General features: G+C 30.7%; 22 protein-coding genes and 1 pseudogene. 1 reads left to right on the forward strand and 22 read right to left on the reverse strand.

The genetic code is table 11. The features are described from left to right. The 9 genes from PLW95_02710 to PLW95_02750 all read right to left on the reverse strand — a co-directional run. Window positions 1–510, reverse strand: a 510-nt coding sequence (locus PLW95_02710; GenBank protein HOV21576.1) for a DegT/DnrJ/EryC1/StrS aminotransferase family protein, incomplete at its 3' end; no start/stop codon positions are given. Continuing rightward, entirely contained in the window at window positions 507–1,496 is a 990-nt protein-coding gene (locus PLW95_02715; protein ID HOV21577.1) for a GDP-mannose 4,6-dehydratase, read from the reverse strand. The genes PLW95_02715 and PLW95_02710, both read right to left, overlap by 4 nt. A 16-nt stretch (window positions 1,497–1,512) precedes the next feature. Beyond that, entirely contained in the window at window positions 1,513–2,610 is a 1,098-nt protein-coding gene (gene wecB / locus PLW95_02720) for a UDP-N-acetylglucosamine 2-epimerase (non-hydrolyzing) (GenBank protein HOV21578.1), read from the reverse strand. Next, complete coding sequence (locus PLW95_02725; protein ID HOV21579.1) at window positions 2,607–3,776, reverse strand: DegT/DnrJ/EryC1/StrS family aminotransferase; 1,170 nt, start codon at window positions 3,774–3,776, stop codon at window positions 2,607–2,609. The genes wecB and PLW95_02725 overlap by 4 nt, the downstream gene beginning before the upstream one ends. Window positions 3,777–4,309: 533 nt before the next feature. Continuing rightward, a complete protein-coding gene (locus tag PLW95_02730; protein ID HOV21580.1) occupies window positions 4,310–4,888 on the reverse strand; it encodes an acyltransferase in 579 nt (192 codons plus the stop codon). 635 nt (window positions 4,889–5,523) lie between these two features. Next, window positions 5,524–6,486 (reverse strand): Gfo/Idh/MocA family oxidoreductase, encoded by a 963-nt coding sequence (locus PLW95_02735; protein ID HOV21581.1) that lies wholly within the window; start codon window positions 6,484–6,486, stop codon window positions 5,524–5,526. Between the two features lie 212 nt (window positions 6,487–6,698). Beyond that, window positions 6,699–7,709, reverse strand: a complete 1,011-nt coding sequence (locus PLW95_02740) for a glycosyltransferase family 9 protein (GenBank protein ID HOV21582.1) — start codon at window positions 7,707–7,709, stop codon at window positions 6,699–6,701. A gap of 1 nt (window position 7,710) precedes the next feature. Next, window positions 7,711–7,935: a hypothetical protein gene (locus tag PLW95_02745; GenBank protein HOV21583.1), complete on the reverse strand. Its 225-nt coding sequence runs from the start codon at window positions 7,933–7,935 to the stop codon at window positions 7,711–7,713. Further along, window positions 7,922–8,476: a hypothetical protein gene (locus PLW95_02750; GenBank protein ID HOV21584.1), complete on the reverse strand. Its 555-nt coding sequence runs from the start codon at window positions 8,474–8,476 to the stop codon at window positions 7,922–7,924. Before PLW95_02750 ends, PLW95_02745 begins: the two co-directional genes overlap by 14 nt. Before the next feature lie 281 nt (window positions 8,477–8,757). Here PLW95_02750 and PLW95_02755 point away from each other — a divergent pair, with 281 nt between their 5' ends. Next, on the forward strand, window positions 8,758–8,925 hold the full coding sequence (locus PLW95_02755) for a DUF2283 domain-containing protein (GenBank protein HOV21585.1): 168 nt from the start codon (window positions 8,758–8,760) through the stop codon (window positions 8,923–8,925). Between the two features lie 291 nt (window positions 8,926–9,216). Here PLW95_02755 and PLW95_02760 read toward each other — a convergent pair whose 3' ends face one another. The 13 genes and pseudogenes from PLW95_02760 to PLW95_02820 form a co-directional block, all read right to left on the reverse strand. Continuing rightward, a complete protein-coding gene (locus PLW95_02760) occupies window positions 9,217–10,269 on the reverse strand; it encodes a glycosyltransferase family 4 protein (GenBank protein ID HOV21586.1) in 1,053 nt (350 codons plus the stop codon). A 5-nt stretch (window positions 10,270–10,274) separates the two neighbouring features. Continuing rightward, on the reverse strand, window positions 10,275–11,294 hold the full coding sequence (locus tag PLW95_02765; protein ID HOV21587.1) for a glycosyltransferase family 9 protein: 1,020 nt from the start codon (window positions 11,292–11,294) through the stop codon (window positions 10,275–10,277). Beyond that, window positions 11,261–12,340 (reverse strand): ELM1/GtrOC1 family putative glycosyltransferase, encoded by a 1,080-nt coding sequence (locus tag PLW95_02770; GenBank protein ID HOV21588.1) that lies wholly within the window; start codon window positions 12,338–12,340, stop codon window positions 11,261–11,263. Before PLW95_02770 ends, PLW95_02765 begins: the two co-directional genes overlap by 34 nt. Window positions 12,341–12,384: 44 nt before the next feature. Continuing rightward, complete coding sequence (gene hisF, locus PLW95_02775; GenBank protein HOV21589.1) at window positions 12,385–13,140, reverse strand: imidazole glycerol phosphate synthase subunit HisF; 756 nt, start codon at window positions 13,138–13,140, stop codon at window positions 12,385–12,387. Window positions 13,141–13,158: 18 nt separating this feature from the next. Further along, the gene (hisH, locus tag PLW95_02780) at window positions 13,159–13,773 is read right to left on the reverse strand and encodes an imidazole glycerol phosphate synthase subunit HisH (protein ID HOV21590.1); all 615 of its coding nucleotides are present in this window, start codon (window positions 13,771–13,773) and stop codon (window positions 13,159–13,161) included. 711 nt (window positions 13,774–14,484) lie between these two features. Then, window positions 14,485–16,032: pseudogene (gene carB, locus PLW95_02785) on the reverse strand (carbamoyl-phosphate synthase large subunit). 14 nt (window positions 16,033–16,046) lie between these two features. Further along, window positions 16,047–16,979, reverse strand: a complete 933-nt coding sequence (locus tag PLW95_02790; GenBank protein HOV21591.1) for an ATP-binding protein — start codon at window positions 16,977–16,979, stop codon at window positions 16,047–16,049. A 587-nt stretch (window positions 16,980–17,566) separates the two neighbouring features. Next, the gene (locus PLW95_02795) at window positions 17,567–18,313 is read right to left on the reverse strand and encodes a DUF1559 domain-containing protein (protein HOV21592.1); all 747 of its coding nucleotides are present in this window, start codon (window positions 18,311–18,313) and stop codon (window positions 17,567–17,569) included. Window positions 18,314–19,426: 1,113 nt separating this feature from the next. Next, the gene (locus PLW95_02800) at window positions 19,427–19,864 is read right to left on the reverse strand and encodes a hypothetical protein (protein HOV21593.1); all 438 of its coding nucleotides are present in this window, start codon (window positions 19,862–19,864) and stop codon (window positions 19,427–19,429) included. Further along, window positions 19,840–20,178 carry a hypothetical protein gene (locus PLW95_02805; protein ID HOV21594.1) on the reverse strand — a complete coding sequence of 113 codons (339 nt, stop codon included), beginning with the start codon at window positions 20,176–20,178 and terminating at the stop codon, window positions 19,840–19,842. Before PLW95_02805 ends, PLW95_02800 begins: the two co-directional genes overlap by 25 nt. 268 nt (window positions 20,179–20,446) lie before the next feature. Continuing rightward, a complete protein-coding gene (locus PLW95_02810) occupies window positions 20,447–22,726 on the reverse strand; it encodes a DUF6067 family protein (protein ID HOV21595.1) in 2,280 nt (759 codons plus the stop codon). Between the two features lie 73 nt (window positions 22,727–22,799). Next, on the reverse strand, window positions 22,800–23,462 hold the full coding sequence (locus PLW95_02815; protein HOV21596.1) for a DUF1559 domain-containing protein: 663 nt from the start codon (window positions 23,460–23,462) through the stop codon (window positions 22,800–22,802). 490 nt (window positions 23,463–23,952) lie between these two features. Further along, window positions 23,953–24,093: a hypothetical protein gene (locus PLW95_02820; protein ID HOV21597.1), complete on the reverse strand. Its 141-nt coding sequence runs from the start codon at window positions 24,091–24,093 to the stop codon at window positions 23,953–23,955. Window positions 24,094–24,170: the final 77 nt, after the last annotated feature.

The following is a 24,170-nucleotide window of genomic DNA, read 5'->3' on the forward strand; positions in this document are numbered from 1 at the left end:
CCCTGCTTTTCTCACTTCGTCATTTATCTTATATGTCGAGCCCAAAGCAGGAGCAGCATCTTCTATAATTTTTAAATTATACCTGTGAGCTAAATCAAGGATCGTTTTCATATCTGCTACCTGTCCATAAAGGTGTACTGGTATAATAACTTTTGTATGATGAGTAATTTTCTTTTCTATTTGAGATACATCAAGGTTATAAGTATTCAAATCAATATCTACAAATATTGGTTTTGCTCTAACTATCTCTATCACATTAGCCGTAGCCGTAAAGGTGAAATCAGAGGTAATTATCTCATCACCCTCCAACAGACCTAATGATAAGAGTGACAAATGTAGAGCAGATGTTCCTGAATTAACTGCTATAGCATGCTGGACGCCCACAAAATCTGCTACTAATTTTTCAAATTGTTTTACCTTTTCGCCCTGAATCAACCATCCTGAGTTTAATACCTTTCTAACAGCTTCAATTTCCTCGTTATCAATTTCAGGTATTGTAAGCCTAATCATAAAATCTCCTGTTTTTTATACCATTCAATAGTTTTTTTAATTCCTTCATTTAAATCAACTTTTGGTTTAAAGTGTAAAAGTTGCATTGATTTTCTAATATCTGGAATCCTTATTTCAACATCTGAATATTTTTTTTCTATATATATTAACTTTGATTTTGAATTGGCTAATTGCACTATTTTTTCAGCTAAGGACAAAACTGTAATTGTACCTCTTGGGTTTCCAATATGGAAAACCTCCCCTATCGCTTTTTCTTTAATTATGCATAATTTAATACCTTCAACCATATCATCAATATAACACCATGACCTTATTTGATCTCCATTTCCATGAATTAATAATGGCTCATTTTTTATTGCCCTTACAACAAAATGATGAATTGCTCCTTCCCCAATTTGTCCTGGACCATAAATATTAAAAGGTCTTAAAATAGTACAATTTAATCCAAATTTATCATAATAACTAAATGTTAAAAATTCACCTGCTAATTTACTTATAGCATAATTCCATCTTGCTTCTCCAACTGGTTGTAAATTAGAAGGTTGTTTTTCTTCTACTCTAATTGCATTTACACCAAAAACTTCACTTGTAGAAAAGTTAATAAATCTTTCAATTTTTTTTATAAGTTTTTTTTCATAAAGTGCTTTTAACAAATTATAAGTGCCTATTATATTTATTTCCATTGTTTTCACTGGGTTTTTTATTACTGTATCTACACCAGCAATTGCAGCCATATGTATAACAAAATTAATGTCCTTGGGTATTGATTTTTTAAGTTTAGAAAAGTTAAGAATATCACCTTTTATTAAAGTAAGATTTTTAGAATGGAAAAACTCTCTTTTTGTTAATGAATCCCTATCTAAATTGTCATAAACAATAACTTCATTATTTTCAATAATTTCTTTTATAAAACTGGAACCAATAAATCCTGCTCCACCAGTTATAAAAAATATTTTATTTCTAATTTTTTCTTTTTGTATGTCCATTTGGATGTATTTTAACTTATTTTGTTTTTGAAAACAAAATTTTTAGAATTTTTAAAGAGACATTTTTCTTTTTGTTTATTTTACTTGAAGATGTATTATCCAATTTATAAAACTTCTTTACTGCCCTTAAAATTCTCTTTTTATCTGTTCCAACAAGTATATTTTTACCTGTTTTCACTGTTTCAACCCATTCCGTTTCATCTCTTAATGTTATACAGGGTATTCCTAACCAAAATGCTTCTTTTTGTACTCCGCCTGAATCTGTCAGTATAATTTTTGCTTTTTTTTCAAGCATTAACATTTCAAAGTAAGAGACGGGCTCTATTATTTTTATTTTTTTAAAATCTTTTTCTTTTTCATATAACCCTAACATCTTTTTTGTTCTTGGATGAAGTGGAACTATAACTGGCATTATTTTATTTGATATTTCTCCAAAATATGAAAAGATATTACATAATTTTTCTTTATTATCTGTATTTTCTGCTCTATGAATAGTAGCAAGTATATATTCTTTTGGTTTTAAATTTAACTTTTCTATTATTTCTATTTTTTTCTTTTCTGCTATCATAAGAGATATTTTTAATGAATCAAACATAATATCGCCTACAAGAAATATATTCCTCTTAATTCCTTCTCTTCTTAAATTTTCTACTGCAGTTGAAGTTGGGCAAAAAAGAAAATCAGATATATGGTCTGTTAAAACCCTGTTTATTTCTTCTGGCATATGTTTGTTATAACTTCTTAATCCAGATTCAATATGTGCCACAGGAATTTTTAATTTTACAGATGCTAAAGCACCTGCCAATGTTGAATTTGTGTCTCCATAAACAATAACAATATCAAATTTTTCATTTAATAGCACGCTTTCTATTTTCTTTAACATTTCTCCTGTTTGATAACCATGTAGCCCAGAACCAATTTCTAAATTATAATCTGGTTGTGGTAGACCAAATTCATCAAAAAAAAGTTTATTCATAAGATAGTCATAGTGTTGTCCTGTATGAAGAATTTTATGTACATGAGAGGACTTAAAAGATGATTTTTTAAATTCTCTAACTAATGGCATAAGTTTTATAAATTGTGGTCTTGCTCCTACTATGCTTAATAATTTCATTTTTCGTATTTAAAAAATTCTTTGACTTTTTTTACAATATATTCAATTTCGCTTCTTCCAAATAATGGTTCTATTGGTAAACTTAATACTTCTTTACATAATTTTTCTGAATTTTCAAGAGAACCATAAATTTCGCATCTCCCCTCAAATACTTTCATTTTATGCAAAGAAATAGGATAATAAATCATTGAACTTATTCCCTGTTGTTCTAAATATTTTTTTACTTCATCTCTCTTGCAATGTCTTACTTTTATTGTGTACTGATGATAAACATTATATCCCTCTTCTAAATCTGCTGGTGTTTCTATTTCTTCAATATCTTTAAAATTCTCATTATAGATGTTTGCAATTTCTCTTCTTTTTTTGTTAAATTCTTCTACATACTTTAGTTTTGCCAATAATATTGCTGCCTGAATTGTATCAAGACGAGCATTATAACCAATATGTTCAACATTATACTTGTCTTTTCCTCCATGTTTTATAAGACATCTTATAATATCATTTATTTCTTCATCATTTGTGCTAATCATTCCACCATCTCCAAAGCCACCTAAATTCTTCGTTGGGAAAAAACTTAAACAACCACAATTTCCAATAGAACCCAATTTTTTGCCTTTCCAACTCCCCCCAAATGCTTGTGCAGTATCTTCTACTACAAAAAGATTATATTTTTGTGCAATTTCCATTATCTTATCCATATTTGATGCCAATCCATATAAATGGACAGGCAAAATTCCTATTATTTTCCCTTTATATGGTGATTTAGTTAAGACATCATCAATTTTTGAGACATCAATATTGTATGTATTTAAATCAACATCAACAAATAAAGGAGTTGCTCCACTTCTTAAAATTGAATCGCCTGTGGCTGTAAATGTAAAAGGGGTTGTAATTATTAAGTCCTCTTTGTTAAAAAATTCCCTACCTTTTAATTTTATTGCAAGACCTCTTAATGAAAGAACCAATGCTTCTGTCCCAGAAGATGTTCCTATACAATATTTGACTGAAAGATAATTAGAAATTTTCTCTTCTAAGTCATTTACTTCTGGCCCTAAAATCCATTTCTGGTGTTCTAAACATTTTTGTATAGCTGAATTTATTTCATCCTTCATATAGTCATATTCTAATTTTAAATCAACGACTGGTATTTGCTTTTTGTTATCCATTATATTTTCTCCTTATAAGTTGTGCATATTGAAATCTTGCTCTCATCCCTTTTACCTATCCCTTACCCACATCTTCTAAAATCCTCTTGGGTAAAGAGATTCACTTTGCTCTATTTTCTTTTATAAAATAGAAAAATACTCCCTTCCTTATTGTTTCAAGAACCAGATTCTCACATCCAAAGGATCCCTCTGGGCGTAGCCCAACGGGCGAGCCTTCGGAGAGAACCATGTTCTTCTATCTTAGCCGGAAAAAATCCCCCTTCAAATCCCCTCTAACTCCCGTTGTGCTTGGAAAAGACATCACGCACCAACTCTGCTTTGCTATTCCTCGCTACCTTAGTCGGTTTTACAAAGGGGAAAATATCAAACCCCCCTCATCCGAGCCTTCTCCCCTTTGGGGAGAAGGAAATATATTCCCCTCTCTTCTGCCCCCTCATCTCAATCCTCTCCCCTGCGGGGAGAGGGTTAGGGTGAGGGGGAATTTTTTACTCTTTCCTTGTGCCTTTCTGCTTTTCATTTATACTTACTATTTTTTACTTCTCCTTTACAGGTAATAATATATTATTTTCTAATTTATATTTGTTTCCACAATAATTACAGGTAGCAATTTTTCCATCAAATTTTAATGTTGTTCCACATTTACAAACCCATCTAATTTGTTTTGCAGGGACTCCAACAACTAATGCATAGTCAGAAACATCTTTTGATACAACTGCCCCTGCTCCGATAAGTGCATATTTACCTATGGTTATCCCACAGATTATTGTTGCATTTGCTCCAATTGTTGCTCCTTTCTTTACAATTGTAGTCATAAATTCATTTTTCCTTTCAATAAATGCTCTTGGATTTATAACATTTGTAAAAACACAGGAGGGACCACAAAAAACATAGTCCTCCAAAACTACCCCTTTATAGATAGAGACATTATTTTGAATTTTACATCCATTGCCTACTTTGACATCAGGTCCTATCATCACATTTTGACCTATTACACAATTTTCACCAATTACTGTATCTTTTAAAATATGAGAAAAATGCCATATTTTTGTTCCTTCTCCAATCTCAACATTTTCATCAATAACAGAAGTCGGATGAATAAAAACTTTACTCATTTCTCCTCCAAATTTAAAAAATTTTTATATTTATTGTTATTTATAGTAATTTCTATTTGTTAATCTCCATTTATACTTTTAGGTACTAAATTCAAAAATCCCTCAAAATCCCCCCTTCCCCCCCTTTTCAAAAGGGGGAATAACAATAAATCCCTCCTTTTATAAAGAGAGAAATTAAATCCCCCTACCCCGTTGTGCTATCCTGGAAATCCACCCCAACCCTCCTTTAAGAAAGGAGGGAGTTATAAAAGGTAGGAAATATCAACCCCCCCTCATCCCCGCCTTCTCCCCTCCGCCACACCGCACGGCGGACAGAGACTGGGGAGAAGGAATAAGAAAGGAAATAAAATCCCTGTTTTCAAGGACCCGGTTCTTACAGAGAACCAGGTCCTTTTATCTTATTCTTTCTTAAAATCCCCTCTATCCCCGTTGTGCTTGCTATAAATCTCCCCTCGCCCCTGTTGTGCTATCTAAGAAACGATGACGCACCAACTCTGAGGCACAAGGTAAGCAACTTCAGTCGGTTTATAAAAGAGGGGAGTATTTTTGGATGACGCACCAACTCTGCCCTGCCAATCCTCGCTACTTTAGTCGGTTTGTTAAAGGGGGAAGTATTAAGGAGAGAAATTAAAATATCAATTACTCCTTAATGATTTCTCCGCCATTTCAAGAACTGCCAGAACTCCTAAACCCTCTCTCCCATCTGTCAATGGTTTTTCACCTTTTTCAATACAATTTAAAAAATGTTTTATTTCTTCTTTTAATGGCTCTTTTTTTTCTATCTCTATAACTTCACCTTCACATTTTTCTATTGTTGGAATTTCGTTTTCCTTCCAGTTAATTTTATGAGAATAAACAACAAGTTTTCTTTCTTTCTCAATATCGTCAAAAACAATCATTTTTTTGTTTCCGACAACAACAAATTTTTGTTCTTTAAAAGGATTAAGCCATGAAACAAAAATATGACCTTTTATTCCAGAAGGAAAAGAAAAAAAAGTTAAAGTAACATCTTCAACATTATGAGGTAAGTAAGTCCCTCCAAAAGAAAAAACCTTATCGGGCAGTTGTCCTGTTATTGATGAAAGAAGAGAAATATCGTGAGGAGCAAAACTCCATAAAATATTTTCTTCATTTCTTATTCTTCCTATATTCAGTCGGTTTGAATAAATATATTGGATTTGCCCAATTTCTCCATATTTTATCATTTCTTTCATCCTTATTACTGCTGGATGATAATGTAAAATATGTCCTACCATCAAAATAATTTTATTTTTTTCTGCTAACTCAACAATTTCTTTGCCATCACTTACTTTCAAAGATAGTGGCTTTTCCACAAAAACATTTTTACCAGAAAGAATTGCTTTCTTTACAAGGGAATAATGGGTCTCTGCTGAACTTGAAATAATAACTCCATTTATTTCTTTATCCATAAAGATTTCATCAAAATTTTTTGTTGTTTTTACTTCATTATATTTCACCTTTATATCATTAAGTGTTCTTTCATCAATATCACAAACAGTTTTGAGAACTCCTAATTCATAAGAAACTCTTACTAAATTTTTTCCCCACCATCCTGCTCCAATTATTCCTATTTTCATTTTCCAGTCCTTTAATTTATAAACTTCCAAATTTTCCTATTGTTTTTATATATTGTTTCTCTGTCTTTTATTTTCGCCTTCTTAATCCATCCCTCGGCCGTAGTCCAGAGGGACCCGTAGCCAAAAGCAAGGACCATACGGGCGAGGCCTTTACAAAAGGAAAGAATAACACTTACCCTTAATAAAAGAAAGGGGATTTATTTCTTATTCATCTATTTTTGATTTTCCTTGAAGATATATTCTAAAACATCTTCAACTTTTATTTCTTTCATACATAACATTTTATCACATTTTCTTTTATAACAGGGACTACAAGCAACTTTTTTATATATGTAAGAGACATTAGGTAAATTTGGGCAATGTCTCTCTGGCAAAAATGCTCCATATAAACCCAATGTTCTTATTCCAAGTGCTGCTCCTATATGAAGAGGTCCACTATCACCTGTAATTAAAATTTTAACATTTGACAATAGAAAACAAAGATTGGTAAAATTTGTTTTTCCAACTAAATTTAAGGGTTTGTATTTCATTTTTTTGATAATTTGATTTACATATTCAATACCATTTTTATCACCTATTATCACAACTTTATACCCATTTTTAATTAGAATATCTGATAGTTCTGCAAATCTGTCTATACCCCATCTCTTTGTTTTCCATTTTTCACTTGAAAGAGGATGAATAGCAATCCAGTTATAATTTTCATTAAAACCAACTTCTCTTTTGAAATTTTCAAATTTTTTTTTATCTGTTTCATTAAGGTATATTTTTGGTACCTTAACATAATTTTCAGAACTAATGTTTAAGTAGTTTAAAAGTAGAAATTGTCTATCAATTGGATTTTTTTCAATTATATCTTTTTTATTTATTCCATTTGTCAAAAGTTTTTTCCCTAATTTTGTCCTATAAAATCCATATCTTTTTCTTCCCCCAATAAAGAATGATAAAAAATTTGTTCTTAAATTACCATTAAGGTCAAAAATAATATCAAATTTTTTTCTTTTTAAAGGATATACTTTAATAAGGTCTAAAATAAATTTATTGGAAAGGCATATAATTTTTTTGAAAATTGGGTAGTTTTCAACCATTTCATTATAAATTTTTTTTGTTATAATATATATATCTGCATCAGGAAAATTTTTTTTCACTGTCTGAAAAAAAACAGAAGATAAAATTATATCGCCTAATGCACCTGTTTTTATTATTAGAATTTTTTGTGGCATGTTAGATTTTTAACTTGTATGTTCTTTTGTTTTTTTCTATTAATTCTCCCTTTTTTTCCATTTTTTTCTTCCTTGCCTCAGTTAAAATAAAAAAAACACTCCACTCTTCTTTATCTCTTACATTTCTTTTTCTTCTTTTACTATTATTACCAAAAATTTCTGCTCTCAATAAAATTGCCTTTTTCAAATTTTCCATTTTGAATTTATCGAAATTATATTTCCTCATTTTCAATTTCCTTTAAGAACTCAATTAATCCTTCCTTTTTTGCTTGTTCTTGTAGATATTTTTTATCTAATTTTTCTTTATATAGTTTTAATAAAAATATAGCCCATTTTTTATCTTCGTCCGACTTCCACCATAGAGCAGCATTTAACCTATCAATAATGATATCTTCTATGCCTTCAATATATACCTTTAAATCATCAATAATTACTTCTGAAACTTTACTGATATCTCCACTAAGAATATCACTAACAATATCCAACTCAATATCTAAATTTTCATTAACCCATACTCTCCCTATTTTTTTAAAATTCCATTGTAATAACAAATTTATTACCATTTCCGGAACTGATATAACAATATCAATATCTCCAGTGGCATAAGAACCAAGTGTATAAAACTCAACAGCATTACCGCCTACTATAATTGGTTTTATTTTTTCTTTTTTAAGGTATTTTGTTAGTATCGCTACAAAATATAATCTTCTTTTAAATGGTTCTTTTATCCTTTTAAGTTTTTTAAATTCATCTGGAAGTTTCCTCATATGGAAATTATAACCAAAATGATAACTTATATCAAATTAAATGCCTGCCAGTCAATACAGTTGACTGACAGGCACAAAAGTACAAAGAAAAATAATTAGTTATTTTAAAACAATATCGTTGATAAAATAAGGATAGCAGAGAGATATAAATGGATATTGTAAAATCTAAAAATAATGTTTCTATACGGTCTACTGAAAATGGAAAAAGAACTTTTAAATCAAGAGATAAAAAATGAGATTCTTGAAATAGCACACTATCTTTTAAAATTTCCAAAGAAAAAATGTGGATTGATTATGATGAAGAAGCGGATGTGTTATATATAAATTTCAACAGACCTCAAAAAGCAACTGATAGCGAAATGACAAATGATGGTATACTGTTAAGATATAAAGATGAAGAACTTGTAGGCATAACCATCCTTGATGCTTCTAAAAGACAAACAGAGTAAATATTCGTTTAATCTCATTCATATTTAAGTAGAAAATAGGGAGAAAAATTTCTCCTGTATCCCTGTTTTAAAAAACAATAATCACCTATCTCTGCATTGCTATCCTCTGCTATCTTCACCTGCTTTTCAAAGAGGGAACAATTCTATTCCTTCCCTCGGCCGTAGCCTGTAGGCTACAACCTACGGGCGAGGCCTTTTGTAAAGGAAGGTTAGGATGGATTTCTTTTTTTGTCTTTCATCTGTGTCTTTGTACTTTGTCCTTGCTACTCTCAATCAACTGTTTTAACTAACTTATAACAACTCCTTGTAGACATTTAATGTCTTTTCTACCATTTTATCAACAGAAAAATTTTCTTTTACAAATTTATATGCATTATCAGTAATTTTTTCTATTACTTCTGGATTATTCATTAAATATTTTATTTTTTCTGCAATTGAAATAGAATCTTTTGGAGAGACAAGAAAACCCGTTTTACTATCTTCAATCAGTTCTGGTATAGCACCAATATTACTTGCAATAACAGGAACTTTCGCAAATTGTCCCTCTACAACAGTTCTCCCAAATCCTTCTGCCTTTATTGAAGGAATAACAAGTAGGTCTATCAATTTTAAGCCATCTATACTATTACACTTTAAAATTTTTATTTTTTTACTTAAATTATTTTTTTCTATCCATTTTTTAATTTTTTTTTCATAACTTTTACTTCCAGAACCAATAAGAATTGTTTCAAAATCATATTTATTTTCATAATATAAGTCCTTAACTGCTTCTAAAAAGTAAAACCACCCCTTTGATTTTGTAAATCTCCCTATCATCCCAATAACTATTTTTTCTTTCTTCGTTTTTTCTATTCTACTAAATTCATCAGATATTCCATTGTAAACCAACCTGATTTTATTTATATTTACTTTAAGTTTTTTTATTGCGTATTCTTCAAGAAATTTACTCACGACTATTACTAAATCACCTTTTCCTGTTGATTGGCTATATAGATAAAATGGATAAATACTATGAATACTTGTTACAACAGGAATATTTTCTAACTTGCTTTTTAAACTACAAATTATCCAGGATGGAAACCTGCTCTGAACATGAATTATATCTGGTATTTCTTTTTTAATTATTTTAAGTAGTTTTTTTCTTCCTTTAAAAAAATTTAAAATATTTTTTTTCTCCAGAGGCAGATTATACCACCTTATATTTTTATTTTTTATAAGTTGAGGAATAAATCTACCATAACCAGAAACAATTATAATTTCATGCCCTAATTCACTCGCCTTTATTGAGAAATCATAAACACCTCTTTCAATTCCCCCAAAATCCATTGAAGGTAAAACCCTCATTATTTTCATATTTCAAATAAAAATCTATGCTGTTTTTCGTCAAGAATTAACATTGCTGCTTTAAGAACATGTTCTACATTTATCCTTTTTAAACATTCAAAATCAATTTTACATTTACTTTCAACTTTGCATGGAAAACAATTCATTCCTGAATGAACCACCTGATTTTTAACTCCAATTGGACCATATCTATAAGGATTACCTGGGCCAAAAATGGCAACAATAGGACATCCAACTGCTGATGCTAAATGCATGGTTCCTGTATCATTTGTAATAAGTAAAGAACTCATTTCCAATATTGCTGCAAGTTCTCTTATATTTGTTTTTCCTGCCAAACTAAAAGCATTTTTATTATCAATTTTTTGAATAACTTCATTTGCAAGTAAAATTTCATTTTTTGAGCCAACTGCAATTATTTTTATGTCATAATATCTGAATAACTCTTTCCCTAATTGGGCAAATTTGTTTTTATCCCACCTTTTTCCTTCAAAATTTGCTCCCGGGCATAAAACAACAATATTATCTGACCTTTTTATCCCATATTTTAAAAGTATTTCTTCTCCCTTATCTTTATAAACTTTATTTAGTGGGAAATAAAGTTGTATATTTTTTTCTCTGCCAAAAAATGGTTCAATAAAAGATAAATTTCTTTCTGCCTCATGTGTAAATATTTTATCTGAAAAAAACTCTTTTAGAAAAAAAGTTAATTTATATTTTCCTCTTAAAAAATATGGGATAAGAGAATTTCTAAAATCAACTATAAGGTCATATCTATTTTTTCTTACTTGCATTATAAGTTTTAATAACCCCTTCTTCTTATTATACACAAAATATTGTGAGAACCATGGGTTATCAATAGCAAAATCAACACTTCTTGGACCTATTATTACATCAAAAGATGCATCAGGAAATGCATCTTTTATTTTTTTTATTGAAGGAGTTAATAATAAATTATCTCCTAAACAACTTAACCCAATTATGAGAATTCTTCTTAATTTATACTCTTTAATATTTTTTGGACACATTCTTTTGCCTCATTTAACACTTTATACTTTTTATTTAAAACTATTTTAACCATATCAGGTAATTTATCAATTTCTGTAAAAGGAATATATTCAGCATAACCATCTTCTACAAATTTTTCAATAGTCAAATCAAAAATTAGTTTCTTTTTCTTTTTTCTTTCTACTCCTAAAATTATAACCTTTTTCCCAGTACTTGCTGCTTCTGAAATCATGTTAATACTATCTTCTGTTACCATAATAATATCACTTATAAAAAGTATTTCAGGATATAATGTCTCTTTTGAAATGGTCGGAATTTCAATATAAAGAAAATTTTTATCTTTCATAAAATTTTCACAAATATATTGTATTACTTTCTCATTGGTTCTGCGAGAAGTTGTTAGAAAAAATTGAAAATTTTCTTTCATCTTATCAATTTCTTCTTTTATGTTTTTTACCCAGTTTGTTGAAATTCTATAATTCTGGTCATCTCCTCCAATTACTATTGTTATAAGTTTTTTTTTAATTTTTTCTTTTAAAGATACAGGAATTTTATCTAATTCATTTTTCTTCATTTCCTCATTAATTAAATTTGGTGCTCCAAGAGTAACAATTATATTCTTTCTTTGTATTTTAAATTTTAAGAAGTCATGGTATGGAATTATAAGAAAGTCAAAAAGAGAAAGGGGCATTCCAGATGGTACCATTAAATGAATTGAATATGAAGATGTTTCTTTTGATAACAGAATATTTAAAGGTGCAAGTAAAGAACCAGAAGAAATTATAAAATCATATTTTTTTCTACTAAATTCTTTTAGATTTTTAGAATATAATTTCAATAATTTATTGCCCATTTTAAACATTCTAAAAAAACAAAAAAGGTTAAAAAATTTAATAAAAACAGGGTAATTCCCTTTTCTTCCTGGTAATTTATATCTTGGTCCCTTAAACTCAATTTTTAAAATTTCAATTTTAGTTGAAGGAAAAACACTTGCAATTCCATATGACTGGACAAAATTCCCTTTATTACCATCATCAAGCAAAAGTATTTTAAATTCACTTTTCATGGTTATGAGGTCCGTCCTCCTGGGGAGGTCGGACCTCCTTATTTTTAACGAACTTCAATACCATTTTGGGCTAAATATTTTTTTATTTCCAATATTGAATATTTCCTGAAATGAAGAAGAGATGCAAGTAAAACAGCACTCGCTTTCCCTTTTTTTACAACATCAACTAAATGTTGTAAATTTCCTGCCCCACCAGAAGCAATTACAGGTATTTTAACATTTTCTGATACTTTTCTCGTAAGTTCAATATCATATCCCCTATTGGTACCATCCCTATCTATACTTGTAAGGAGAATTTCTCCTGCTCCTAATTCCTCTACTTTTTTTGCCCATTCCTTTACATCAATTCCAGTGGGTGTTTTACCGCTTTCTATATAGACCTCCCAACTATCTTTTGTGACCTTCTTTGCATCAATAGCAACAACTATGCATTGACTTCCAAATTTTTTAACTGCTTCACTTACTAAAGATGGGTTTTTTACTGCGGCTGTGTTTATAGAAATTTTATCTGCTCCTGATTTCAATAATTCTTCAATGTCTTTAACACAACTAATTCCTCCACCAACAGTTAATGGTATAAAAACAACTTCAGCCACCTTTTTAACAACATCAAGAGTTGTTTTCCTTCCTTCAATTGTTGCGTTTATATCAAGAAAAACAATTTCATCTGCATTTTCCTCACAATAAAATTTTGCATTTTCAACAGGGTCACCTGCTTCTCTTATATTCTCAAAATGTACTCCTTTTACAACCTTGCCCTCTCTTATATCAAGACACGGTATTATCCTTACTGAACTCATTTTGTCTCCTTTGCTAATTTATTTTAAGGAAGTTAAAAAGAAATTTTTTAGAAACTGTAATCCATATTTTCCACTTTTCTCCGGATGGAATTGGACTCCAACTATATTATTTTCAATCACTATTGAAGGAAATTCTATATGATGTTTTGTAATTCCATAAATTATTTCTTTCCTATTTACATCAGCATAATAAGAGTGAGCAAAATAAAAATAGGAGTTATCTGGAATATTTGAAAATAATATATTTTTTTTCTCCTGTTTTACTTTATTCCACCCCATATGAGGAACTTTAATTGATATATCAGAAAAAGAGAATTTTTTAACAATACCATCAAAAATTCCAAGTCCATTTAAATTACCTTCTTCACTCTTTTGAAATAAAAGTTGTAGTCCCAAACATATACCTAAAAAAAATTTACCTCTTTTTATTTCTGTTTTAATTACTTCTCCAATGCCTGTTTTTATAAGAAAATTCATCCCATCGTCAAAAGCACCAACACCAGGAATTACAATAATCCCTGCTTTCTTAATATCCTTAGAATTTTCAATTAAAAAGGGTGTACAACCACAAATTTTAATTGCAGAATATATACTGAATATATTTCCAGCACCATAATTTATTATTCCAACCATTTTTTATTGGATGTTCTCCTTCGCATTTACCGCTTACCCACATTTTCTAAAATCCTCTTGTATAAAGGAACTTCCATTAGGTCAATTTTCTTTTATAAAATAGAAAAATACCCCTTCCTTATTGTTTCAAGAACCCGGTTCTCACATCCAAAGGATCCCTCTGGGCGTAGCCCAACGGGCGAGCCTTCGGAGAGAATCATGTTCTTTTATCTTAACCGGAAAAAATCCCCCTTCATCCCCGTTGTGCTATCTGGAAAAATTCCCCTTTATAAAATCTCCCCCACCCCTCTTTTTTAAAGAGGGGAGTAACACCAACTCTGCTTTGCTAATCTCCGCTACTTTAGTCGGTTTACCAATGGGGGAATATCAAAAACCCCCTCATCCCTACATTCTCCCCGCAGGGGAGAAGGATGAAATCCCTCTCTATCTCCCTTTATTAAAGGGAGAAGAAACTCCTTCCTTTGAAAAAGGAAGGTGGGGATGGATTGTCTTACACAGAAGGGTTTAGAGTTTTGCTTACAGACCATCCCTACGCAGAAGCGATAAGTTGCGCTTACGGGATTTTATCAAATTCCCCAAATCCCCCTCTCTCCCCCTTTGCTAAAGGGGGAACTTGTGGGTAAGGGATAGTTCCTTTATTAAAGGAAGAAACAATCTACTCTCATTTTTTCGAAGAGGATAAGTTATTTTTTGCCTCTTACTTTGTATTTACTATATTTCTTTATGATATTCTTGAATTGTTTTTATATTTATTTGACTTTTCTTTATCTTTTTTATAGCCAGAAAAGTTGCTTTTGCCCCTGGGATTGTTGTAACAAGTGGAATATTTCTTCTAACTGCAATTGCTCTTATTGAAAGTATATCTTTTCTTGTTTTTTTCCCAGAAGGAGTATTGATAATTAAATCAATCTCATTATTTTTTATATAATCAAGTATATTTGGTCTTTCTAATTCATATATTTTAGGAATTATTTTGACATCTATTCCTCTTTCCTTCAAATAATTTCCTGTTCCCTTACTTGCAAATAATGTAAAACCAATTTGAGAAAAACCCTTTGCAATTGATAAAATAGCCGGTTTATCTTTATCTTTCACAGAAATAAATATATTCCCACCCGTAGGTAATTTTTGTCCAGCAGCAAGTTGACTTTTCGCATATGCCATCTCAAAACTTTCATCTATACCAATAACTTCTCCTGTTGACTTCATTTCAGGACCTAATGTAGCATCTACATTCCCAAGCCGATTAAATGGAAACACGGACTCTTTAACAGCAAAATGTTTAATTTTTACCTCTTTTGTAAAACCAAGTTCTTCTAATGTTTTGCCAATCATAACTTTTGTTGATAATTTTGCTAATGGAACTCCTATTGCTTTACTTAAAAATGGAATTGTTCTTGACGCTCTTGGATTAACTTCTAAAACATACAAACTATTATCTTTAACTGCAAATTGTATATTTATAAGTCCTATAATTTTCAAATAAAGCGCAAGTTTTTTTGTTCCTTCAGTAATTTCCTCAATTATTTCTTTTTTTAAACTGTAAGGGGGGGTTACCATTGCACTATCCCCTGAATGAACTCCTGCTTCCTCTATATGTTCCATAATTCCACCAAGAACACAAATTTTACCATCGGAAATTGCATCAACATCTATCTCAATTGCATCTTCAAGAAATTTATCAATTAAAATTGGTCTATCAGGAGAAACATCAACTGCTTTCTCCATAAATTTCTGCAATGATACATCATCATAAACTATTTCCATTGCTCTTCCACCAAGAACATAAGAAGGTCTGACAAGAACAGGATAACCAATTTTGTTCGCAATTTCTTCTGCTTCTTTGAAACAGGTTGCCGTTCCATTAGAGGGCTGATTTAATCCAACTTCTCTAAGCACTGCACTAAATTTTCTTCTGTCTTCTGCCATATCAATTGTTTCAGGACTTGTTCCAAGAATATTTACTCCTTCATTTTTAAGGGGAATTGCAATATTTAAAGGTGTTTGTCCTCCAAATTGTAAGATAACTCCAATTGGATTTTCCTTTTGAACAATATTTAAAACATCTTCAACAGTCACTGGCTCAAAATAAAGTTTATCAGAAGTATCATAATCAGTACTGACTGTTTCTGGATTGCAGTTTATCATAATACTCTCATATCCCTCTTCTCTTAAAGCAAATGAGGCATGAACACAGCAATAATCAAACTCAATCCCCTGCCCTATTCTATTTGGGCCACCGCCTAAAATAACAACTTTACCTTTGTTCATAATTAAATATATTCAATTGTACTTGGGGGTTTTGGAGTAATATCATATAAAACTTTTACAACATCTGGAACTTTTTCAACTATTTCTTTCATAACTTTTTCTAATTTTGACAATTGGATTTTGGGAACTTTTGCAGTAATTGCATCCTTTGATTCAACTGCTCTTATTGCAATAATATCCCCATAGACCCTTTTCCCACTTATAATTCCTGTTGCTTTATCAGATAACAAAACAGGAAAAACCTGAAATATTTTTGAACTTGTAAGTGTTTTTTCAACTATTGAAGTCGCAATTCTTACTTTTCTAATTCTATCTGGTGTTACCTCTCCGATTACCCTTACTGAAAGACCAGGTCCTGGAAATGGTTGCCTATCATAAATTTTTTTAGGGAACTTTAATGCTTTTGCTAATTTTCTTACATCGGGCTTGTATAATTCTTTTAATGGCTCTATAATTTTCAGTCCAAAAGATAAAGGATTTATACCTACTTGCGAAAGAACATTATGTTGTGTCTTAATTCCCTTTTGTGTTTCAACAATATCTGCTGCAATAGTCCCCTGAATTAAAAAATCAACAGAATAACTCTTAACTGCCTGTCCAAGTGTTTTGTAAAAACACTCTCTAAAAGACATTCTTTTCTCTTCCGGGTCAATTTTCCCCTTCAATGCTTCAAAAAATTTCTCTTTTACATCCCAAATTTCAAGTGTTATACCTTCCTTTTCAAAAAAATTTTTTGTTTCTTCAATTTCTCCTTCTCTCATAAAACCAGTATCTAAAAGTAATACATAAAGATTATCACCAAGTGCTCTTTTTGCTATAATTGCTGCAACAACACTATCAACTCCCCCAGAAGTGGCAACAAGTGCTTTCTCATTTTTAACCACTTTTTTCTTTATTTCAGCAATCTTCTCTTTTAAAAATTTGTCTATATTCATTTGCCCTTTACCTCCTTTTATATTTTATTATATTCATCTCATTTTTTAATTGAATTTGTTTGAAAACACTTTTCTTATAAGGGCTTAAAACTATTAGAAACAGTTGTAATTAAACTTATATATATCTCCTCTTTATCAACTAGGAAATATTTACTCAACCCGGTCTTTCTGATAAAAATATTTATACACTTTTATACTATATTAAAAGCAGAGTTAAAGTTCAAATTTTTTTATCAATTAAACTATAACATATCTACTATGAATTGACAAATTTTAATTCTGTTTTCATTATACTCCCCCCAAGTTTTTTTCAATTGTTCTGCAGGTCCTTCATATATATAGGTTTTGATTTATTTTCAAAAAAACAAAAAGAGACATTGATAGGTATCAGTGTATTGACAAACAGAAAGAAGAAAAACTTAAACTCTAAGAATTTTTACCAAATAAACTTGATCCCTAAAATCCCGCAAATAACTATGTTTTTCTTATCTGATAATATCTATTGAGTAATATGATATCTTAGCTTCTAAAAACTAGGGCTACTCTAATGAGGTTCAGTTAGGATTTACCTCATTTTTTACTCCCTGTTAATTGTATGGGAGAAACATTGGTTTTACCCCTCCTACAGAATTTGCCCTTTCATAACTTACCCATTCAACATGCCCATCAAAAAAAAGACAATTCCCTCCATTATTATGTCTTCTAAGACCTGACGATTCCCAAGTCTTTTCTGGCAATAGTAGATAGGGATTAAAGGTATTTGCTTGATAACTATCTGCTATCCATACTTTTGCAGATGTGTCTTTTACTCTGTTAAGTTTTCCCATTTTTGTTACTGGATCGTTTCTGATTGTTATTCCATAAAATGCTGTATCTAAAGGAAAAGCATAAGAAACTGGACGAACATTGGGATATTTAAATTTCTGGCTTGGACATGTATACACACAGGGCTTATATAGTCCATTGGCTGTTGTTCCTAAGTTATAATAATCATATACCGGAAGATTAAAATATTTTGCAAGTAGAACATACCAAGCAGGTATATCAGCACTTGCATAACCATCATGTTGACCAGAAATACCTCCACCAGCAACATAACCACAAGGAAGCCAGTCATCATAGTCCTGACAATACATCATTGTCGCAGTCCCTATTTGTTTTAAATTACTCATACATACTGATTGTCTTGCTTTTTCTCTTGCCTTACTTAATGCAGGTAGTAACATAGCGGCAAGAATCGCTATTATCGCTATTACCACCAGCAACTCAATCAATGTAAACCCTCCGCCACAAGACACGGCGGACGCTGAAATACGCACTCTCTTTCTATTCATTTCTATCACCTCCTGTTCTTCTCTCCAAACTCCTTTCCTTTTTAATGCCTGCCCGTCTATCTTTGTAGACGGAAAGATGGAGATGGATTTCTTCTTCACTTTATTTATATAATAACTCTTTTATTTTGTCAAGTCCATTTAAAAATCCCCTCTCTATCTTTCAAGAACTCAGTTCTTATAGAGAACCAAAGTTCTTCCATCTTTACCTTTTTATTTTTTGTTTCTTATTTTTAATTTTCACTTGGACATTTTGCTTTCCAACATCCCCCCTCATCCCTCCACCCTCGGGCGTAGTCCAGAGGACGAGCCTTCTCCCTTAGAGGAGAAGGATGAAATCCCCCTCTTTTTTCCCCAATGTCTGTCCGCAATCTTTCTGTCGGACCGCTGTTCATCGGACTTAATATCTTTAAAACCATGCCCTGATTGTATTGTATCAACAACCGGGACTTGATTATTTTCAAGGACCCGGTTCTCATAGAAAACCAGTCCCTTCTATCTTAGCCGGGAAAAATCTCCCATCCAAATCCCCCTCCATCCCCGTTGGGTACTGCCAAAATTGGCTATATCTTTTATAATGCCTTTCTTTCTCTTTTAATGCTTTTATATGTCTTTATATCCCTCACCCTTTTTTTATCTATTTTTTTGACACTATCTCCATTCCGTCACTGCCAGAATTTTGTTACCTGTTCATTTCCCCCTCACCCATACCCCTCGGCCGTAGTTTAGAATCCGTAGCCAAAAGCGAGGACCCTACGGGCGAGCCTTCTCCCTCCGCCACAAAGCACAACGGACAGATGCTTTAATAAAGGGAGAAGAAACTCCTTCCTTTAAAAAAGGAAGGTAAGGATGGATTTCTCTTTCATCTTTTTTTTATCTATTTTTTGACACTACCTATTAATTCACTGCTTTCAGTCAAGGCAGTTAACTGATTTAAATTACTTCTGGCCATCCTTTTTTCCATTTCATTTCACCTATATATAGTCCTTTTGTTCTATGTTTTTTGAGGTAAATATCTTTTATAGAACGAGAACAACTGGTAATATACCATTTCTTCTTTAAAAAAAATTTCTCACTTGCATGAGAAGGACAAAGAAAATAACTATCTCTTCCTTCCTAATCTAATGGATTATCAGAAATAGAAAATTTTGTCCCATTTCCATGCCGATAAAAGAGGTAATATCTATTAGAATACTTAATTACACAAGGAGACTCAGTTTTACAACAAGTTCCTTCATAAAATGACTTTTTTCTTATTAATACCGGACCTAAATCTTGCCAATGAATAAGGTCATTTGAAGTAGCAACAGCAATGCAGGAAAATGTTATATCTTTTTTTATATCAGCCACATAATACATCATAAAACCATATTCTTTTTCAAAAATAACATGAGGGTCTCTACAAGAACAAGATTTTTTTATATCCCAGAAAGCCCATTCTTTTGAAGGAAGAAAAATAGGATTGAAAGGATGCTTTTCCCAGTTAAACAAATCTTTTGAAGTAGCAAGGCACATAAACTCTGCTTTTTCTATATTATGACTTGCATAAAACATATAAAACTTTTTTTATGTTTAATAACATAAGGAGCATAAATTCCTCTATTTTCCCATGGTAATTGAGGATTATAAACTAAAGCATCTTCTACTTTTTGCCACTTATAAAGGTTTTTGCTTATAGCATGTCCAATAATTATTTCATTTCCCAGATCATAGCATCCTTTACCTACTTCTCCTGAAATATAGAATAAATGAAATACTTCTTTCTCTCTAATTATACAATGGTCATTAACATATTCTCCTTTATTATGATACACATATTTAAAAGATTTTGGCCATTTTTTTACTGGAATTATGAATTTCTTTTCCATTTTATTTTCCTCCTTTTCTTCCCCTAATTATACCTAATTTTCACTCCTAACTTTAATTCCTTCCTATCTCTTTGAATATCATTATCTTATCCACATGCTCATTTGGACAAATATTATTGCGACTTTTTTAAGAAGGAACCTAAAATTTCAAACAGATTTTATTTTGAGAAAATACGGCATTTGTTATTAAATTTTGTTTTAAAAATAAAGAAATTTAATACAAAATCTTTTGGCACATAATATGCAGCACTAAAAACAAATTTGTTTCCTAGAATAATTTTTCTATTTTGTTTAATTCAATTATGTAATTTGCAATTTCTTCTCTTAAATTATAGTAATCAACAGGATCTTTAGAATAATTATTCCAACTTTTTACTAATGTATATATTTTACATAATGTTATTTCTGCTTTATGAACACTCTCTCTTTCCTTTACACCCAAATTTTTATTTTGATTTAAATTATTTATCTTTTCTTCTAACATAACAAAATAATCATAATCTTCTATACCTTCTCTCCATAATTCCCATCTTATTGTGGAACACGGTTTCCCTTCCCCTTTTAAGTTTGGATATAAAAGATATCCATCTCCATCTGATTTTATTATTTCCCATGGATTTTGTCCCCATGCATTGATAGACCAGAATAAATATCCATCAAAATTATATTTATATAAAATCCAAGGCATAATTCTTGAATTTAAAGCCGGCTGGTTTATAAGATATAAATAATTATGATAAAGATATATTTTTTCTCCTTTCTTTTGTCTCATTGTCATTAATTTTAAATTATCATCAATAGAACTAGTAGGAGGACACCAGACACTTATGTAAGGATTAAGTAAAGCATTGGGAACTGAAGTCATAAAAATCTTTAAAGGAGGGTTTATATCAGATAAAAACTTGCAGATTTCACATAAATTTTTTAGTGCTTCATAACTAGGTTCATCATAAATATATAGTAAAACATTATCTCTTATTTTAATTTTTTCAAAAAAATCAGATAAAATTTCATGATACTGTTTATAATATTTTTTGAAATCTTCACTCATTATTTTAATTGGTATTTCTAATGATTCTGGTCTCCATATTGCATCGGAATTCCACTTTAATTGTCCTATATATGTTGAACCTGTATTTATCCATGGACCTGCACTGGTAATGAAAATATCTATTCCACAATCTTTCAAAAATTTTATTCTTTTTTCTAAAACTTCTAAATCTTCTTTCGAAATATACATATTCCCATTTTGAAATTTTGCATTGGGTAATCCTATAGAAACTCCTCTTATCCGGTGTGAAACAATATCAGGTATATAATCCTTTAGAATTTCATCCCAGGGTCTTTTATCAACTTGTAATATGGGAGAACCCCATAAATTTGCAACAATTTCAAGGTTGGTTTTCTTTGGTAAAGAAAAATCCCATACTATTAATTTAAGAGGAACTTTATACTCTAACTTATTTTCAAAATTCAAAATAATCTCCCCTTTATATTCCCCAGAATTTACTCCTTCAGGAACATATACATTTATCCAGATAGATTTACTCTCTCCTTCTTTTAGTTCTATAAAACTTTCTATTGGTATTAATGGGTCTGGAATTTTCCCTTTTATAGAATATGTTATAACTCCCACTTCATAACAAGAAAAATTGTTTTTATTAATAAAAACCTTTGAGTTCTGAGAATAAAATAAATTCGTGAAGTCAATATTAACTTTTTCAAAATTTTTATAAGGTGTTAAAACTAATTGAAAAGGTTCATATTCACCTTTAGCACATTTAATAATTATTTCTTCGCTCTTATTTATAGGTGGTATACTTTCGGGAAAAACTTTTTGGGTAGGTATTTCATACCATATTCGAACATTACTATTCTCACTAACAAGGGCAGATTTAGAAGATATTGCTTTTTCTTTTTCTGAAATTTGAGCCAAAATTTCTTCAATCTTTTTATTATTAACTGTTAACTCTAATTTATCAAACCATATTGTTCCATTACAACTATATGTTGCTAATTGAATTCTAAAATATTTAGCATTCTGAGGAATTTGATTTACAACAAATTCTATTTTTTGCCAATCATAAGTCCCTGTTGGTAAATGCTTTTCTGATTTAGAAATCCAACCTGCTATAGATTCTCTCCACCAGTCCAATCCTATATAAGGTAGTCCTGACACATTCTCTCCTTTTACATATACTGAAATTTTTATCTCCATCTCAGGACCTACTATCCTTTTTATTTCTTCTATGGAAAATGGAGATTGATATCCCCATCCAAATGTTCCCTTTGCATTTGAAATCTTTATTGACTTTTTCCCTTCATAAAAAGTGTTTTCATCTATTTCTGCAATTCCTTGTGCTTTTCCAACTTTCCAGATAGTCCAATTTTCGGGAATGAAGTTTTCAGTAACTAATTCAAATGAAAAATTTAATTTTTTCCCTATATCTTCTTTAAAGGTTTCATTGCTAAAAAGCATAAAACAAAACAAAAAAAATAAAATTTGCACCAAAATTATTTTTTCTCTCACCGGAAACCTCCCTTTCATTTTTTCCTCTCCCTATTTTTTTTAACACTACCCACTGTCATTTTTTAATATCAAATGTGTTATAATGTACTCTTTACCATCCATTAAATCTTGGATCAGAACCTAATACTCTTCCTCCTAAAGTCCTTTTATGTTCCCATCCAACATGTCCATCTACAAAAAGAACATTTATTCCATCATTATGTCTCCAAACTGGATTTTCTAACCCAATATTCCACCATGGGTTCCAAAATTCACTATAAAAATCCATAGCAAGAAATGTACTGCTTGGTCTTCTACATCTATCTAATTTTTTTAAACGTGCAACTTGATTCATTCCATAACTATATCCATTAGTCCTCACTCTATCAGAAGGACATATCCATATATAAGGTTTTGGATAATCCGCTCCTTTCTTTCTATTTGTTCCATAAATATAAGATAAAAAAAATGAATTTCTACACCAACTTGTAAGGTCTCCACCATAAGAAAGAGGAAAAGTATCTGGGGGTAAATATCCATTAAAATCCTGCGCATATAAATAAAACGCTATTCCATATTGTTTTAAGTTATTCATACAGCTTGATTGTCTTGCTTTTTCTCTTGCCTTACTTAATGCAGGTAGTAACATAGCGGCAAGAATCGCTATTATCGCTATTACCACCAGCAACTCTATTAAGGTAAAACCAGACACCTTAGAAAATCTCCCCAGACCCCTCTTTACTAAAGAGGGGAATTCCAAATATTTTCTTCTCATTTTATTCACCTCTCTGTAATTTTTAATTTTACTTTTTTTTTCATTTCTATCACATCCTTTTTGTTTTTGGTCTCCCATCTTTCATTTTACATTTCAAGAAATCTCCCCTGACCCCCGCTGTGCTTGGAAATTCCTCTTAAAATCCCCCCCATCCCCCTTTGCTAAAGGGGGAAATGACGCACCAACTCTGAGGTACAAGGTAAGCAACCTTAGTCGGTTTGTTAAAGGGGAGAACTAAAAGGGAAAATTGAAATATAATAAAAAAAACTCCTGGTAAAATAAATGAATTTATAAAAGAAAATTTTGTAATGATTATAAAAGGAATTGTGATTATAAGGAAAAAACAAAAAGATACCACGAACACGAGAGAGTCCTTTCTCTTGGCTATTACTTCTTCTCTTTTATTACTTCCTACTATTCTTTTCATCATTTTTCTTTTTTTATTATACTACCCTTTTTTCCTCTATCAACCCATCTTTTTTTCTTTTTATTATATTTTACCCTTCTTTTTTTCTGTAAATTGTTCTTCTATATTATCCCTACTTTCTATCCTCTCCATTCTTTCTTTTACTTTTTCTATATTTGTTATTGAATCCACTTTATCTCTCAATCCAATTATTTTTCCTCGCACACTATCTATCTCTTTATTTCACTTCTTAATCCACTTACATCTTCTTCCAATTTTTCAAGTTTAGGAGCAATTACTTT

The organism is bacterium (assembly GCA_035370465.1).
Lineage (GTDB): Bacteria > Ratteibacteria > UBA8468 > B48-G9 > JAFGKM01 > JAGGVW01.